We start from the raw sequence: 13,922 nt of genomic DNA on the forward strand, positions 1-13,922 counted from the left end.
CAAAGCAATTCTTCGCATGCCCAGCTGGCAATAGGTCTTGCCTAGCGGCACCGGGCATCCCTATTTGCAATGAACAGAATCATCATCAGCGGGAATCGAATATGGCCGAAACACATCGCACGAAAATGCTCATCCTGGGCTCGGGACCGGCTGGATTGTCGGCTGCCATTTACGGTGCCCGTGCCGGACTGGAGCCGATCGTGGTTCAGGGCTTGCAACCGGGTGGCCAGCTGACCATCACCACGGATGTTGAAAATTATCCGGGGTTTCGCGATGTAATTCAGGGGCCGTGGCTGATGGAAGAAATGCAGGCGCAGGCGGAAAAGGTCGGCACACGGTTCATCTTTGATATGATTGTCGATGTCGATTTTTCCAAACGTCCGTTCCGGATGACCGGGGATGGCGGCGATATTTATGAAGGCGATACTCTGGTGATCGCGACCGGTGCGCAGGCCAAATGGCTCGGCTTGCCGGGCGAAGAGGAATTGTCGGGGAAGGGCGTTTCGGCCTGCGCGACCTGCGACGGATTTTTCTATCGCGGCAAGAAGGTCGCGGTGATCGGCGGTGGCAATACTGCGGTCGAAGAAGCGCTCTACATGACCAATCACAGCGATGACGTGACCCTGATCCACCGCCGTGACAGTCTGCGGGCGGAGAAGATCTTGCAGGACCGGCTATTTGCCAATCCCAAGATTTCGGTGCTCTGGAATACGAATGTCGAGCGCTTTGTCGGGGGTGGTGAGCCTGTGGGACTGGTTGGACTGGACCTGGTCGACACGCAGACCGGCGAAAAAAGCCATATGACGGTCGACGGCGCATTTGTCGCGATCGGTCATGCGCCTGCGACGGAGATATTCAAAGACCATCTCGATCTGATCGACGGCGGCTATATCAAGGTCGAACCGGGCACGCCGAAGACAAAGATTCCTGGCCTGTTCGCATGCGGTGACGTCATGGACCATGTCTATCGTCAAGCCGTAACCGCGGCGGGAACCGGCTGCATGGCGGCGCTTGATGCCGAGCGCTTTCTGGCAGAACAGGAATTTGAACTGATGGCCGCCGAATAATCAGGCCTGACGCAGCGCCTCTATCAGTTTTCCGGCAAGCCAGTCTTTGGCGGCTTGATCGGCAAAGCTGTGCGATGCGCTATCGAGCGTTTCGAGCGTGATGCCGGTGCTGGCTCGCAAGGTTGCGAAGTCGGGACTGTTCCAGGTGGCCAGAAAAGCGCGAGCGGTGGTGTCGCGCTTTGCCAGCAATATCTGGCTGTCGCGGTCAAGACGCGACAGGGCGTTACGCAATCGGATGGAAAGCGCACTATTTTCTTCTACCTTAGAGGCTTGCATCAATCCCTTTAGAAGTTTTCTGAAGTCTATTTTTCCTGACAGCAGATCGATAATCGTGCGCGGATTTTTGATCCGGTCCCAATAGCGCGAACGGATCGCTGCGGATGACGGCAGGGATTTTTCGCTATCCCTTTTATCGCTTGTTTCAATCACCCAGGGATTGGCCAGCACATAGCCATCAATCCCTGCATCCGGCCCAAAGAGCGCCAATGCTGTTGCTGCATCACAGTTCCCGAAGGCGATGATCTTGCTGACTTGAGGCTGTTGCTGTCGGAGAAACCGGGCCGCTGCCGCTATTTCATCCGCGCTGCCCGGAAATTCACGATTTTCGCCACTGCTCTCGCCAATACCTCTCCGGTCATAGCGCAGGACGGGAAAGCCTTGTTCGGCAATCCGTCTGGCCAGCTGCGCCATGCCGCCATGCGCGCCGGCGCGGATTTCGTTGCCGCCGCTGACGATCAGCAACGCAGTCGCTTCGTTGCCGCTGTCGAGACTGGTCGCGAGTGTCTCGCTTTCACAGGCTATCTGGTGAAAACTCCGCGTCATTGGCCGATCCAGTTCGCGATATCCTGAGCAATGGCAGAGGACATCGCCGGATCGTCATCGGGTTCGGCGCGGAGCCACAAGGCTGACCCGGTGATTTGACCGTCGGCGGGCTTGCTGTCGGATTCGAGACGCACGATCCGCTGATGTTTCAGATCCGGTATATCGGCGGCATTGAGCTGAGCGAACAGGTCCGGCCCGATGATATTGCCGGCCAGCTCGAGTGGTCCTGCCCCGGCACGGCTGGCCAGTTCGGCAAGGCTTGTGGTCAATCCCGCTTCCCGGTCAGCGGCCACTTTTGTGCGGAGCATCGTCCGCAAGATTGTCGCGCCTTTGGCCGGGGTGAAAATCCAGTGTTCTGCCGTTTTCATATTGGCAGCCGTCAAGACGCCGCCACGAAAGGAGGCAATATGGGAGATTTTGTGCTGCGCTGCGCAGGTCTCGATCGCCTTTTGCCAATCCGACAGCGTGACCTGCTCGAGCGGGATGAGGCTTTCATTGGTGCCCGGCAGGTCGGGCAGGAAGCTGCCCACGCCAAGCGCTTCAAGCGAGCGCATGACGTCAACCAGCATCGTGCGCATGCGGTTCATCTCGTCAAACAGGGGAGGGACGAGCATCACCCTGCGCGAGGATTGCGCCGCGATGGACAAACAAAATTCTTTGCGATCCGCAAATTCGTAGGAGACGAATGCGGGGATAAGCGTCACTCTGTGACTTTCATCTCGGCAAAAGCGACCAGATTGCCGAAGGTTTCGAACAATTCGCCGTCAACTTCATCATCCTCGATCATGATATCGAGACGATCTTCTAGTTCAGTGAGCAATCCCGCAACAGCCATGCTGTCCAATTCGGGAAGAGCGCCGAAAAGCTCGGTTTCCGCTGTGAATTCTGCGACTTGCTCTTCGCTCAGCCCCAGAATATCCCGCATCACCGCACGCACGGCGGCTTCCGGCGTCAACTCAACCTCATTCTGCATTCAAAAACCCCCGAATCCGGATAACGGCGCTTCCCTAAAGCGAAGCGCGCTTTCCGGCAAGGCCCGAGGCGTAATGGCGCAAGATAGGGAACCAGGACAACGGGTTGTTTGGCCAGTAGAATTCCAGCCGGTAGCGGTCGCGGACCTCTTCCATCCATTCGCGCTTATAGGGATCATTGCCGGTGCCAAAGTCGATCAGGGTCACATGATCGATGTCGATCACATGCTGGAACATGGCCACAGACAGCAAGGTTCCGGGAGAGGATTTTGTCGCGTCCTCGATATGGGCCAGTTTGTGGATCAGCGCTTCGCCATTTTCGACGGTCCAGAATTGCGCGGCCACCGGTTCGCCATCGATATAGGCCAGACCAAGGCGCATGCAGCCTGCGGCCGCTTCATGTTTCGCCAGTTTTTTCAGGAAATCAGGATTGCCCTCTTCGGGTTTCCAGCTGCGTTCGTAGACCGAGACATAATCATTCCAGTCTTCGTCGGAGAAATCCTTTTCAATCCTGACGGAGACGATGTTTTTCTTTGCCTTGCGTCGCACTGTGCTGCGCAATTGTCCCGGGCGATCAGCCCAATATTGGTCGAAAGTGCGGCCTTTGACATTGAGAATATGATTGTCATCCGCCTTCGACCGGAAAACGATCCAGCCGGCTTGCTCGAACGCACGTTCGGTCAGGCTTGCGGCAGAATCCTCGTCAGGAACCGGCGTAATTTCAATGTGATGCGAGCTGGATTTGAGTTTTTTTGCGAGTTTTGCGAGCAGTGCCAGCCTAGTCACTTCGTCATAATCTCCGAGGAAAATCGGTCGGAAGGTGAAATTATACCAATTGGCCAGCGCGGCGTGTCGACCCAGTCCGGTTTTCATCAGGAACATCCATGCTTCGGCGTCCCCCTCCTTGCTATGGACGATCAGCGGCGACTTGTCCGGCAGGCACAGTTCATGCAACTGTCTCAACCATTCGATCCGGTCGAACAGGGACTTCTGGACGGACCGGCCCAGTTTTTCTCCGGCAATGGCTTGCACGGACTGAAAATTGCTATGATATTCGCTGGTCATGGCTAAGGTCGTATCTGTCACAAATCTACTCTTTTTCCCATAGGTCAACGCAATTGAATTTAAATCCCGAAACCGCCGCATTCCCGCTGGATCATCTGGCCATAGGCAAGGATCCGGATGCGAACGCTCTCGCGATGCGTTCGGGGACTCTTAGCTACAAGATGTTAAATCATCGTGTCGGTGTGCTGGCGGCATGGCTGCTGGCGCAGAATATGGTCAAGGGGGACCGGGTGGCGTCATGGCTGGCGAAGACCGAACTGGCCTGTATCATGCCGCTTGCGGCGGCGCGGGCAGGTCTGGTCTATGTGCCCGTTAATCCCGTGCTGAAACAGGCCCAGGTCGCGCATATTGTTGCAGATAGCGGCGCCAGATTATTGATCAGCAATGCGGGGCGGCTGAAAATGCTCGAAGACAGCAATGTCTGTAGCGAGTGCGCCTTGTTCGAAGACAAGCTTGTCTCGGCCGATCTGGAAACAATGGCGACACCAATGCCGCCAAGCGCGGATACGACCGACACCAATGATCTGGTTTCGATTCTCTACACCAGCGGTTCCACGGGCCGTCCCAAGGGCGTCATGCTGAGCCATGCAAATCTGACGCTGGGAGCGCTCAGTGTTGCTGAATATCTGAAACTTGCTGACGATGACCGAACCATTTGCGTATTGCCGCTGAGCTTTGACTATGGCCAGAACCAGCTGTTCTCCACCTGGGCCGCGGGCGGATGCGCGGTGCCGCTGGACTATCTGACTCCGCGTGACGTCATGAAGGCATGCGCGCGCGAAAAGATCACGACATTGGCTGCGGTTCCGCCGCTCTGGGTGCAATTGGTCGAGCATGAGTGGCCAGAAGACGCCGTGACGCCAATGCGGCGGCTGACCAATAGCGGCGGTGCGCTGACCCCGACTCTGGTCAAGCAATTGCGATCAATATTCGGGGCCGCGACCGATATTTATGCGATGTACGGCCTGACCGAGGCATTTCGGTCAACCTATCTGGATCCCGCCCTGATTGACGATAACCCGACCAGCATGGGCAGGGCGATTCCATTCGCCGAAATTCTGGTGGTCAACGAAGCGGGGGAAGTTGCCGCGCCCGAGGAAGCCGGCGAACTGGTGCATTGCGGACCGCTGGTCGCGCAAGGTTACTGGGATGATCCCGAGCGGACGGAGGAACGGTTCAAGAGCGCGCCGGAAGCATCAAGTTATCGCGGGACAGCGGTTTTCTCCGGCGATACGGTGAAGCGCGGCGCCGATGGATTGCTGTATTTCGTCAGCCGGGATGATGCGATGATCAAAAGCTCTGGCAACCGGATCAGCCCGACGGAGATTGAAGAAATTGCCGTCGAATCGGGAATTATCGCGGAAGCGGTTGCATTGGGCGTACCGGATGAACGGCTAGGTCAGGCGATCCGCATATTTGCCAGACCGGCTGAGCGGGAATCGGATTCTGCCGCGATCACAGAGCAGCTGGCAAAATATTTAAAGCAGAATTTACCGAATTTTATGCACCCGAGAGATATTGTCCTGCTTTCCGAATTTCCCAAAAACCCAAATGGCAAGCTGGACCGCAACGCATTGGCCAGCATGGATATAGAATGATCAAGACCAAGGCGACAGGGCCGATCCCTCCCGGATATCATGCAATCGACGGCGAACTGGCCCTTGGTGGACAGAAAGCCAGCGTGCTGGTTGCGGAAAATGGGTCGCCATTATTCGTCTATTCGAGAAGCCGGCTCGACGCCCGGATGGCGCAATTGCGGGCAGCTATGCCCGACGCTCTGGATCTCCATTATGCGATGAAAGCCAATCCGTTTCAGCCACTGCTTCGCCATATGGTCGGCCTGACCGATGGGATTGATATCGCGTCCGGCGGGGAATTGCAGATGGCTTTGGCAGCGGGAGCCGCTGCGGAACATATCAGCTTTGCTGGTCCCGGCAAACGGGACGAGGAACTCGAACAGGCGATTCAAGCCGGTGTTACGATCAATATCGAATCGCCAAGCGAATGCGAGAGGGCGCTGGGCATCGGCGTCAGCCTCGGCAAAAAGCCGCATCTTGCGATTCGCGTGAACCCGGATTTCGATCTCAAGGGGTCGGGGATGAAAATGGGCGGCGGCGCAAAGCCGTTCGGAATGGATATCGAACTGGTTGCGCCCACGGCGAAACGGATATTGGAGGCTGGCGCAGATTGGCGTGGTTTTCATATTTTCGCCGGTTCGCAAGCACTGAGCGCTGACGCGATTATCGAGACACAGGCTCAAACTCTTGAGCTTGCAGCCCGGCTGGCGACGATGATTGGCCAGGCGCCGGATCATGTCAATCTTGGTGGCGGAATCGGCATTCCCTATTTTCCGGGCGATGAGCCGGTCGATATTGCAAAAGTCGGAGATGCCCTGTCGGAACAGTTCAAGCGATTGCCCGACATCCTTGCCTCCACGCAATTTGCCATCGAGCTTGGCCGCTATCTGGTCGGCGAAGCCGGTGTCTATTTGACCCGGATCGTCGATCGCAAGGAAAGTCAGGGCCAAACCTTTCTGGTCACCGACGGCGGACTGCATCACCAGCTCGCGGCCAGCGGCAATTTCGGGACGGTGGTACGGCGCAACTATCCGGCCGCCATTGCTACCAGATTTGAAGAAGAGCCAACCGAGACGGTTTCCGTCGTCGGTTGTCTCTGTACGCCGCTTGACCGTTTGAGCGACAATGCTGCGATGCCGGAAGCAAGTGTCGGTGACGTCGTCGCGATCTTCTGCGCCGGTGCTTATGGCGCTACGGCAAGTCCGGCAAATTTTCTCGGTCAGGGGCCGGCGACAGAGCTTTTGGTCGAATAGTTTCAAGGTCCTTGGCTGCAGTCAAAACGCCAGATCCGTTAACCTGAAATTCAGCTATTCCTAACGCTATATTCATTATTTTCCAGCATAGCCATCTCGCGACTTTGCGCGACTTGACCGTTTTCCACCGGAGACCGGACGTCGCCAGAGGATTTTTACGAGGTGAACAAGATGCATTCTGCTAAGAAAAACAAACAGTTGGCAAAATTGATGATTGGTGCCGGAATGGCGTCACTTGCCGTCGCCGGCTGTACCGGCAACTCAAGCGGCCCGCAGCTGCCACCGGCATCTTTTGTTTCCATGCAGGAAGGTCCCGGTGAAGAATATGTGATCGGGCCGCTCGACGAACTGACAATTTTCGTATGGCGCAATCCCGAACTCGGCGCGAAGGTTCAGGTCCGGCCGGATGGACGGATCACCACACCGCTGATCACCGATATGCCAGCGGTTGGCAAGACACCGGCCATGCTGGCGGAAGATCTCAAGCTGCAACTGTCGCAATATATCAACGAGCCGCTGGTGTCGGTTATCGTCAACAATTTTTCAGGCACATTCTCCCAGCAAATTCGGGTCGTCGGCGCGACCGAGAAACCGGCGTCGATTCCATATCGCGCCAATATGACGTTGCTCGACGCGATGATCGCGGTCGGCGGCCTGTCCGAATTTGCATCTGGCAATCGTGCGCGACTGATCCGGTTTGATCGCGGTACCGGCAAACAGAAAGAATATGCGCTCCGCATCGACGACTTGCTCAAAAAAGGTGCGACGCGCGCCAATGTTATGCTGCGCCCCGGTGATGTGATCATCATTCCGGAAAGCATGTTTTGATCTGTTTTTGGTCTTATCTGACAGGAATTGAATAGAAATCATGAACGGTCTTTATGATGAATTTCGAATTGCGGTACACAGCGTCTGGAATCGGCGCTGGTTAGCATTGGCTGTTGCCTGGGGCCTTTGCCTTATGGGCTGGCTTGTTGTTGCCTTGATACCCAATAGCTATGAATCGAAGGCTCGCATCTCGGTCGAGATGCAGTCGATATTGTCCGACAAGGTCGGCGTGGATTCGCGCGAGCGGAAAAAGAATATGGAGCGCGTGCAGGAGACTCTGGCTTCGACCATCAATCTCGAAAAAGTCGTTCGCGGAACGGCTTTGAACGAGTCGGTTGCGAGCGATCGGGAACTGGCCGGCAAGGTAGAAATGCTGCGCAAGAGCATCCAGATCAAATCGGAAAAGGATAATCTGTTCGAGATTATTGCAACCTCTTCGGCGAGCAATCTGTCTGACGCGGAAAATGCTGTTCTCGCCCGCGATATTGTCCAGAAGATGATCGACATTTTCGTCGAGGAAAATCTGTCCGGTGACCGTGACGAAACGAGCCAGACAATCAAGTTTCTCGACGCCCAGCTCGCCCAGAGGGAAAAAGAGCTGCAGGAGGCAGAGCAGAAGCGCGTCCAGTTCGAGACAGAAAATCTGGGATTATTGCCCGGGATCGGCTCTATCAGCCAGCGCATGGAAGCCGCTCGTGCTGAACTGGGGCAGATTGATTCGCAGCTTAGCCAGGCCTCGGCCTCGCTAGCCGCCCTGAACGGTCAGCTTTCCGGCACACCTTCGTCAATTGCGACACCTGGAGTCGGGGGCGGCGGAGCCCGTGCCCAATTGGCGCAGGCGCAGTCGACACTGGCTTCGGCCCGTGCCCGCGGCTGGACCGACAGCCATCCCGATATCATCTCGATGAAAAACGAAATTGCCGCGCTTCGGGTACAGGCAGGCAAGGAACCCGCTGGCGGAGGCGGCTACCGCACGCCGAATCCGGCCTATAGTTCGCTGCAAAGCATGCGGGCAGAACGTCAGGCGAGCGTTGCCGCGTTACAGGCACGGAAAAATGCGCTGCAGGCGGACATGGCGCAACTGGCGTCCAAACAAACGCTGGAACCGGGGATCGCTGCTGAAATGTCGCGGATCAATCGCGACCATGATGTCCTGAAGGAGCAATATAACAAACTGCTCACCGACCGTGAGCAGATCAAATTGCGCGGTCAGGTGGAATCGGAAACCGACTCGCTAAAATTCCGTGTGATCGATCCGCCGTCCAGTCCGCGGTCTCCGGCAGCGCCGAACCGGCCGCTACTGTTGGCGCTCGTATTGTTCGTCGGCATTGGTGGTGGTGTCGGCACCGCTTTCGCGATGGGTCATTTGCAGACCAGTTATCCGACCGCAGCGAAGCTGGAAAAAGCCAGTGGGCTGCCGGTTATCGGTTCTGTCTCCCAGGTTCTGACCAACGCCCAGCGCACGATGCGCGGGAGAAAGCTGCGCATGTTTTACGGCACAAGCGGTGCGCTGTTCGCGGTTTTTGGAATGTTGATGATCGTGGAATTCATCCAGCGCGGCATGGTGGCCTGAGGGAATAATGATGAATAAATATAGTCCTCCCAAGAAACCGGCTTCGTTGCTCGAAAGAGCAGGCGAAATCTATGATTATATCCCGGCAATGAAGACCGTCGAACAGCGTGGCGCTGCCCCGGAAGTTTTTCCTTCCGAGCCTTCCCGTCAGCAGATCGCTCCGGCGCCGCAAAAGCCGGTAGCGCCGTATAACGGGCCGCGTGTCATCGTCGATCGGGACAAGCTTAGGGAAGCCGGATTCATCGTTCCCGATGGCCCCGTCACCGGAATCTCGGAAGAGTTCCGGATCATCAAGCGCCAATTGCTGCTGGCTGCAAAGGGCAGTCAGAAAAGCGAGCCGGTTCGCCATGGCGAACGCATTTTGATTTGCTCCGCCCACCCGGATGAAGGCAAGACATTCTGTGCCCTGAACCTCGCGCTTTCGATAGCGGCAGAGAAGGATAATGAAGTCCTGCTGGTCGACGCCGATTTCGCCAAACCAAGTATTTTGTCCAGCCTTGGACTGGAAGGCAGCAAAGGTCTGATGGATGCGCTGGCCGATCCGCAACTGCCGGTCGAGAATTGCATCATTCATACCGATATTCCCGGTCTGGCAATCTTGCCAGCTGGTGATCAGACCAATGCAGATACAGAATATCTGGCGTCTTCGCGGACAGAACAGGTGCTCAACCGCCTGACCCAGAATAACCCCCATCGCATTGTTATATTCGATTCACCACCCGCTCTGTCGGCATCGCCGGCATCGGTTCTGGCGACGCATGTCGGTCAGGTCCTGATGGTGGTCAAAGCGGACGATACAACCGAAACCGCCCTGCGCGATGCGCTGAGCTTGATGGGCGGATGTGAACATATCCAACTGCTTCTGAACGGCACCAAATTTTCGCCGACCGGAAGACGGTTCGGATCCTATTACGGATATGGAGAGTAACCCATGGCCTCGCCAACGACTGCCCGAATTTTGAAATATAGTGCAGCGATCCTGCCGCTGCTGGGGCTTGCCGCGCCTGCCGTCGAGGCGCGCGAACGCAAGGCTGAAGTGGCGCCCTATATCGAGATCCAGCAAATATTGGTCGCCGATCTGAAGGACGGCAGCGATGTGCTGACCTATACTTCGGTGGCAGCGGGTATCGATAGCTCTATTTCTACGCGCAACGCCGAAGCACAGGTAAATGTGCGCTATGAGCGCCGTTTTTCTTATGAGAATGGTGTCGGCGATGATGATATCGTCACCGGACTGGCGCGTGGCGCTATACAGGTTGTTCCCAATTTGCTGTCATTGGAAGCCGGAGGTATCGCTACGCGTAGCCGGGTTGATTTGCGCGGCGAGGCACCGTCGAATACGGTGGGCAATATCGACAATGTGACGCAAGTCTATTCGGTCTACGCCGGTCCCAATCTGTCGACCCAGGTCGGCGGGCTGGATGTGAATGCCAATTACCGGGTCGGCTATACCAAGGTCGAAAGCGAAGACACCGGCATTCTGCCTCCGGGACAGCTTCCGATCGATGTTTTCGATGACAGTATAAGCCATTCAGCCAGCGCCAGTGTCGGCCAGCAACCGGGTGACCTGCCTTTCGGCTGGTCCGTCAGCGGCGGCTGGGAACGCGAGGATGCGAGCCAGCTTGATCAGCGTTATGAGGGCAAATATGCTCGGGCTGACGTTACCGTACCTGTGTCGACGACACTGGCAGTGGTAGGCGGTGTCGGTTATGAAGATATCGAAATTTCGGAACGCGACGCGGTTCGCGATATCAATGGTGATCCGGTCATCGACAATGACGGTCGTCTGGTAACCGATAAAACGTCACCCAGATTGCTGTCCTATGATCAGGACGGAATCATCTGGGATGCCGGTGTCTTGTGGCGGCCCAGTCGCCGCACGTCGCTCGAGGCGCGGGTCGGGCAGCGCTATGGCAGCGAAACCTATTTCGGTACCTTCGTCTATCAGCCCAACCAGAACACCGCTCTGAACATATCGGTCTATGATACGGTTTCCGGCTTCGGCAATTTGCTCAATGACAACCTCGCCAATCTGGGCACCAGTTTTACCAGTTCGCGCAATCCGTTGAGCGGTGAGTTCAATGGTTGTGCTTTCGGACAAGGCGGCGGTCTTTGCTTTAACGATGTGCTGCAATCGGCATCTTCATCCGCTTTCCGTGCGCGTGGCGTACACGGGCAGTACACCTATAATCACCGCGGCTGGGAAGCCGGACTTGGCGTCGGCTATGCCCGTCGCCGTTTCTTTGCTTCGCAATTGGGCGCGGTTGCTGCCGTCGATGGTCTGGTCGACGAAAATTATTACGCCAATCTGTCGCTTGGCCGGGAACTTGATGCCTATTCCCGCATCGATACGAATGTTTATGCCAATCTGCTGGACAGCGGCTTTGCAGGCGCTCCCAACGTTTTGGGAATTGGCGCCAATGCTGCATATTATCGCCAGATTTTTCCAGGGTTGCAGGGCACGGCAGCCGTTGGTCTGGACAGTTATGAGCAGGCTGGTTTCGACAGTGAACTTACCGCTTCCGCATTGCTGGGCCTCAGATATGATTTTTAAGAGCATCAACACAGAAGTTGATCGGAGATACGCGCATGTATGAAACATTTTATGGATTAAACGGTCGGCCCTTTCAGCTGACTCCGGATCCGCATTTCTATTTCGAGAGTCTGACGCATCGCAAGGCGCTGTCCTATCTCGGCTATGGCCTGGCTCAGGGTGAAGGCTTCATCGTCATCACTGGGGATGTCGGCGCGGGTAAAACCACGTTGGTCAGCCATCTGATGGCGACGATCGACAAGGCGCGTCTGACTGCGGCCAATATCGTGACCACCAAGCTGGACAGTCAGGATATCGTCCGCGTTGCTGCCAATCATTTCGATATCGACACCGACCATATGGACAAGGCGCAGCTGCTCAGCGCGTTTGAAGAATTTCTGCACGCCGAAGCGAGGGCCGGTCGCCGCTGTTTGCTGATCGTCGATGAATCACAAAATTTGCCGGTGGATGCATTGGAAGAATTGCGGATGCTGTCCAATTTCCAGCTCGGCGGACAGGCGCTGTTGCAGATATTCCTGCTTGGCCAACCGGAATTCCGTGACATGCTGGAAAATTCCAACCGGCTGGAGCAACTGCGCCAGCGGGTGATCGCACATCATCATCTCGAACCGATGAGTGCGGAGGAAATAGAACCCTATATCACCCATCGCCTGTCGAAAAGCGGCTGGTCCGGGCGTCCCAAGATTACTTCCAATGTATTCCGTTTGCTCTACGCCGAAACAGACGGCGTGCCGCGCAAAATCAACACATTGATGAGCCGGGTCTTGTTGATGGGTTCGATTGAACATTCCGAATTGATCGACCAGGTGATGGTCGAGCGGGTGCTTGCCGACCTGAATGGCGAAGAGGTGGACATTGCCGAACCGTCAGAATTGCCAGAGGAAATCAAGAGTCCGCTCTGGGAAAAACCAAGGAAGACCAGCGATGCCGGCTCCGACCGTGCACCTGATGCATCGGGCAACATGGCTGAGCAAGATCAGGAAACCCAATTTGAGCCCCAGTTCCAACACTCGAGCGCGCCAGCTTTCGAGCCGGAACATGAAAGCGTCAGTCCAACGCTCTCGCCAGCCCGGGACGAATCAGTTTCCAAGCCAGCCGTAGCAACGCCGGCCCCGGTGGCAACGAATGCGCCAGAATTCGAGGCCAGCGCGCCCGTAATTGACGAGGAAACCGCCCAGATAGTCGATATGTTTGCAAAACGGCTGTCGCTGGTGGAAAAGCGCATGGATGGTCAGGAAGAGAATCTGCACCGCGTCTTGACGATGCTCGTGGAATGGGTCGAAAACGATGTCCGGAGCAAGGAAAGCTATGTCAATGCAGGACGCGCGGCCTGAATCTTTCGCCACGGCGGGAAAAGCGGATGCTTTGCTCAACGCCATGTCTGTCGATATCGAGGACTGGTTTCAGGTGGGAGCCTTCGAGACGGTCATTGATCGTGCCGACTGGGACAAGCTTCAGCATAGGGTAGAACGTAACACTGAAGCGGTGCTTGCGCTGTTCGACGATGCGGGAATCAAGGCGACATTTTTCATATTGGGTTGGGTAGCAGAACGCTATCCGGCCTTGATGCGCCAGATTGCGTCGGCCGGGCATGAAATTGCCAATCATGGCTATGACCACGCGCGCGTGTTCACGCTGACCCCGGATCAATTCCGCAGCGATCTCGATCGCAGCCGGAAAATTCTGGAAGATACGTCCGGCCAGAAGGTTGCCGGCTATCGGGCACCGAGCTTCTCGATCGATCAGCGGACACCCTGGGCGCATGAAATATTGGCTGAACAGGGCTATACCTATTCGTCCAGTGTCGCGCCGATCAACCACGATCATTATGGATGGGCCGGATCGCCGCGCTTCGCCTGGAAACCTGTGGAGCAATCTGACTTTATCGAACTGCCGGTGACAACCGTGAGGCTGGGAAGCCGGATATTGGCCGCCGGTGGCGGCGGTTTTTTCCGGCTCTTGCCCTATGCCTTATATGATCAGGCTATAAGGAAAATGCACCGAGACGACGGGCGCGGGGCGATATTCTATTTCCACCCGTGGGAGATAGATCCGGAACAGCCAAGGGTTGGCAACGCGCCGATAAAATCAAAGATCCGCCATTACACGAATTTGAAGAGCATGAGGGGCAAGCTTTTGCGGGCCGGGCAGGATTTCAAATGGGGCAGGGTCGATGAGCTGGCGGCACTGGAAGCGGGGCTGATGCAATGAA

13 protein-coding genes are annotated in these 13,922 nt (G+C 56.3%); 9 read left to right on the forward strand and 4 right to left on the reverse strand.

From position 1 onward, the window contains the following. Window positions 1-101 precede the first annotated feature (101 nt). Window positions 102-1,067 carry a thioredoxin-disulfide reductase gene (gene trxB, locus AACZ86_RS05925; RefSeq protein ID WP_339690304.1) on the forward strand — a complete coding sequence of 322 codons (966 nt, stop codon included), beginning with the start codon at window positions 102-104 and terminating at the stop codon, window positions 1,065-1,067. On the opposite strand, the gene AACZ86_RS05930 is transcribed toward trxB, so the two are convergent. From AACZ86_RS05930 to AACZ86_RS05945, 4 genes are read right to left on the reverse strand one after another with little or no spacing between them, the layout of a single operon-like run. Continuing rightward, window positions 1,068-1,889 (reverse strand): hydrolase 1, exosortase A system-associated, encoded by an 822-nt coding sequence (locus AACZ86_RS05930; RefSeq protein ID WP_339690305.1) that lies wholly within the window; start codon window positions 1,887-1,889, stop codon window positions 1,068-1,070. Continuing rightward, entirely contained in the window at window positions 1,886-2,536 is a 651-nt protein-coding gene (locus tag AACZ86_RS05935) for a hypothetical protein (RefSeq protein ID WP_339690309.1), read from the reverse strand. The genes AACZ86_RS05930 and AACZ86_RS05935 overlap by 4 nt, the downstream gene beginning before the upstream one ends. A 53-nt stretch (window positions 2,537-2,589) precedes the next feature. Continuing rightward, on the reverse strand, window positions 2,590-2,862 hold the full coding sequence (locus tag AACZ86_RS05940; protein WP_339690311.1) for a phosphopantetheine-binding protein: 273 nt from the start codon (window positions 2,860-2,862) through the stop codon (window positions 2,590-2,592). Between the two features lie 34 nt (window positions 2,863-2,896). Continuing rightward, a complete protein-coding gene (locus AACZ86_RS05945; RefSeq protein ID WP_339690313.1) occupies window positions 2,897-3,946 on the reverse strand; it encodes a GNAT family N-acetyltransferase in 1,050 nt (349 codons plus the stop codon). 32 nt (window positions 3,947-3,978) lie between these two features. Between AACZ86_RS05945 and AACZ86_RS05950 the strand changes: the two genes are divergently transcribed. The 8 genes from AACZ86_RS05950 (at window position 3,979) to AACZ86_RS05985 (ending at window position 13,921) form a co-directional block, all read left to right on the forward strand. Beyond that, window positions 3,979-5,523, forward strand: coding sequence for an acyl-CoA ligase (AMP-forming), exosortase A system-associated (locus AACZ86_RS05950; protein ID WP_339690314.1), 1,545 nt, complete (start codon window positions 3,979-3,981; stop codon window positions 5,521-5,523). Beyond that, window positions 5,520-6,755 (forward strand): pyridoxal-dependent decarboxylase, exosortase A system-associated, encoded by a 1,236-nt coding sequence (locus tag AACZ86_RS05955; RefSeq protein WP_339690316.1) that lies wholly within the window; start codon window positions 5,520-5,522, stop codon window positions 6,753-6,755. The genes AACZ86_RS05950 and AACZ86_RS05955 overlap by 4 nt, the downstream gene beginning before the upstream one ends. Window positions 6,756-6,965: 210 nt before the next feature. Beyond that, complete coding sequence (locus tag AACZ86_RS05960) at window positions 6,966-7,583, forward strand: XrtA/PEP-CTERM system exopolysaccharide export protein (protein WP_339690318.1); 618 nt, start codon at window positions 6,966-6,968, stop codon at window positions 7,581-7,583. 40 nt (window positions 7,584-7,623) lie between these two features. Next, window positions 7,624-9,156 carry an XrtA system polysaccharide chain length determinant gene (locus tag AACZ86_RS05965; protein WP_339690320.1) on the forward strand — a complete coding sequence of 511 codons (1,533 nt, stop codon included), beginning with the start codon at window positions 7,624-7,626 and terminating at the stop codon, window positions 9,154-9,156. A 10-nt stretch (window positions 9,157-9,166) separates the two neighbouring features. Continuing rightward, window positions 9,167-10,084: an AAA family ATPase gene (locus AACZ86_RS05970; protein ID WP_339690323.1), complete on the forward strand. Its 918-nt coding sequence runs from the start codon at window positions 9,167-9,169 to the stop codon at window positions 10,082-10,084. Between the two features lie 3 nt (window positions 10,085-10,087). Then, window positions 10,088-11,710: a hypothetical protein gene (locus tag AACZ86_RS05975; RefSeq protein WP_339690325.1), complete on the forward strand. Its 1,623-nt coding sequence runs from the start codon at window positions 10,088-10,090 to the stop codon at window positions 11,708-11,710. Window positions 11,711-11,745: 35 nt separating this feature from the next. Next, window positions 11,746-13,044, forward strand: coding sequence for an XrtA/PEP-CTERM system-associated ATPase (locus AACZ86_RS05980; protein WP_339690328.1), 1,299 nt, complete (start codon window positions 11,746-11,748; stop codon window positions 13,042-13,044). Then, window positions 13,019-13,921, forward strand: a complete 903-nt coding sequence (locus AACZ86_RS05985; RefSeq protein ID WP_339690331.1) for an XrtA system polysaccharide deacetylase — start codon at window positions 13,019-13,021, stop codon at window positions 13,919-13,921. The genes AACZ86_RS05980 and AACZ86_RS05985 overlap by 26 nt, the downstream gene beginning before the upstream one ends. The last annotated feature ends 1 nt before the right edge of the window (window position 13,922 follow it).

The sequence above is a fragment of the uncultured Parasphingorhabdus sp. genome (assembly GCF_963975735.1).
GTDB lineage: Bacteria > Pseudomonadota > Alphaproteobacteria > Sphingomonadales > Sphingomonadaceae > Parasphingorhabdus.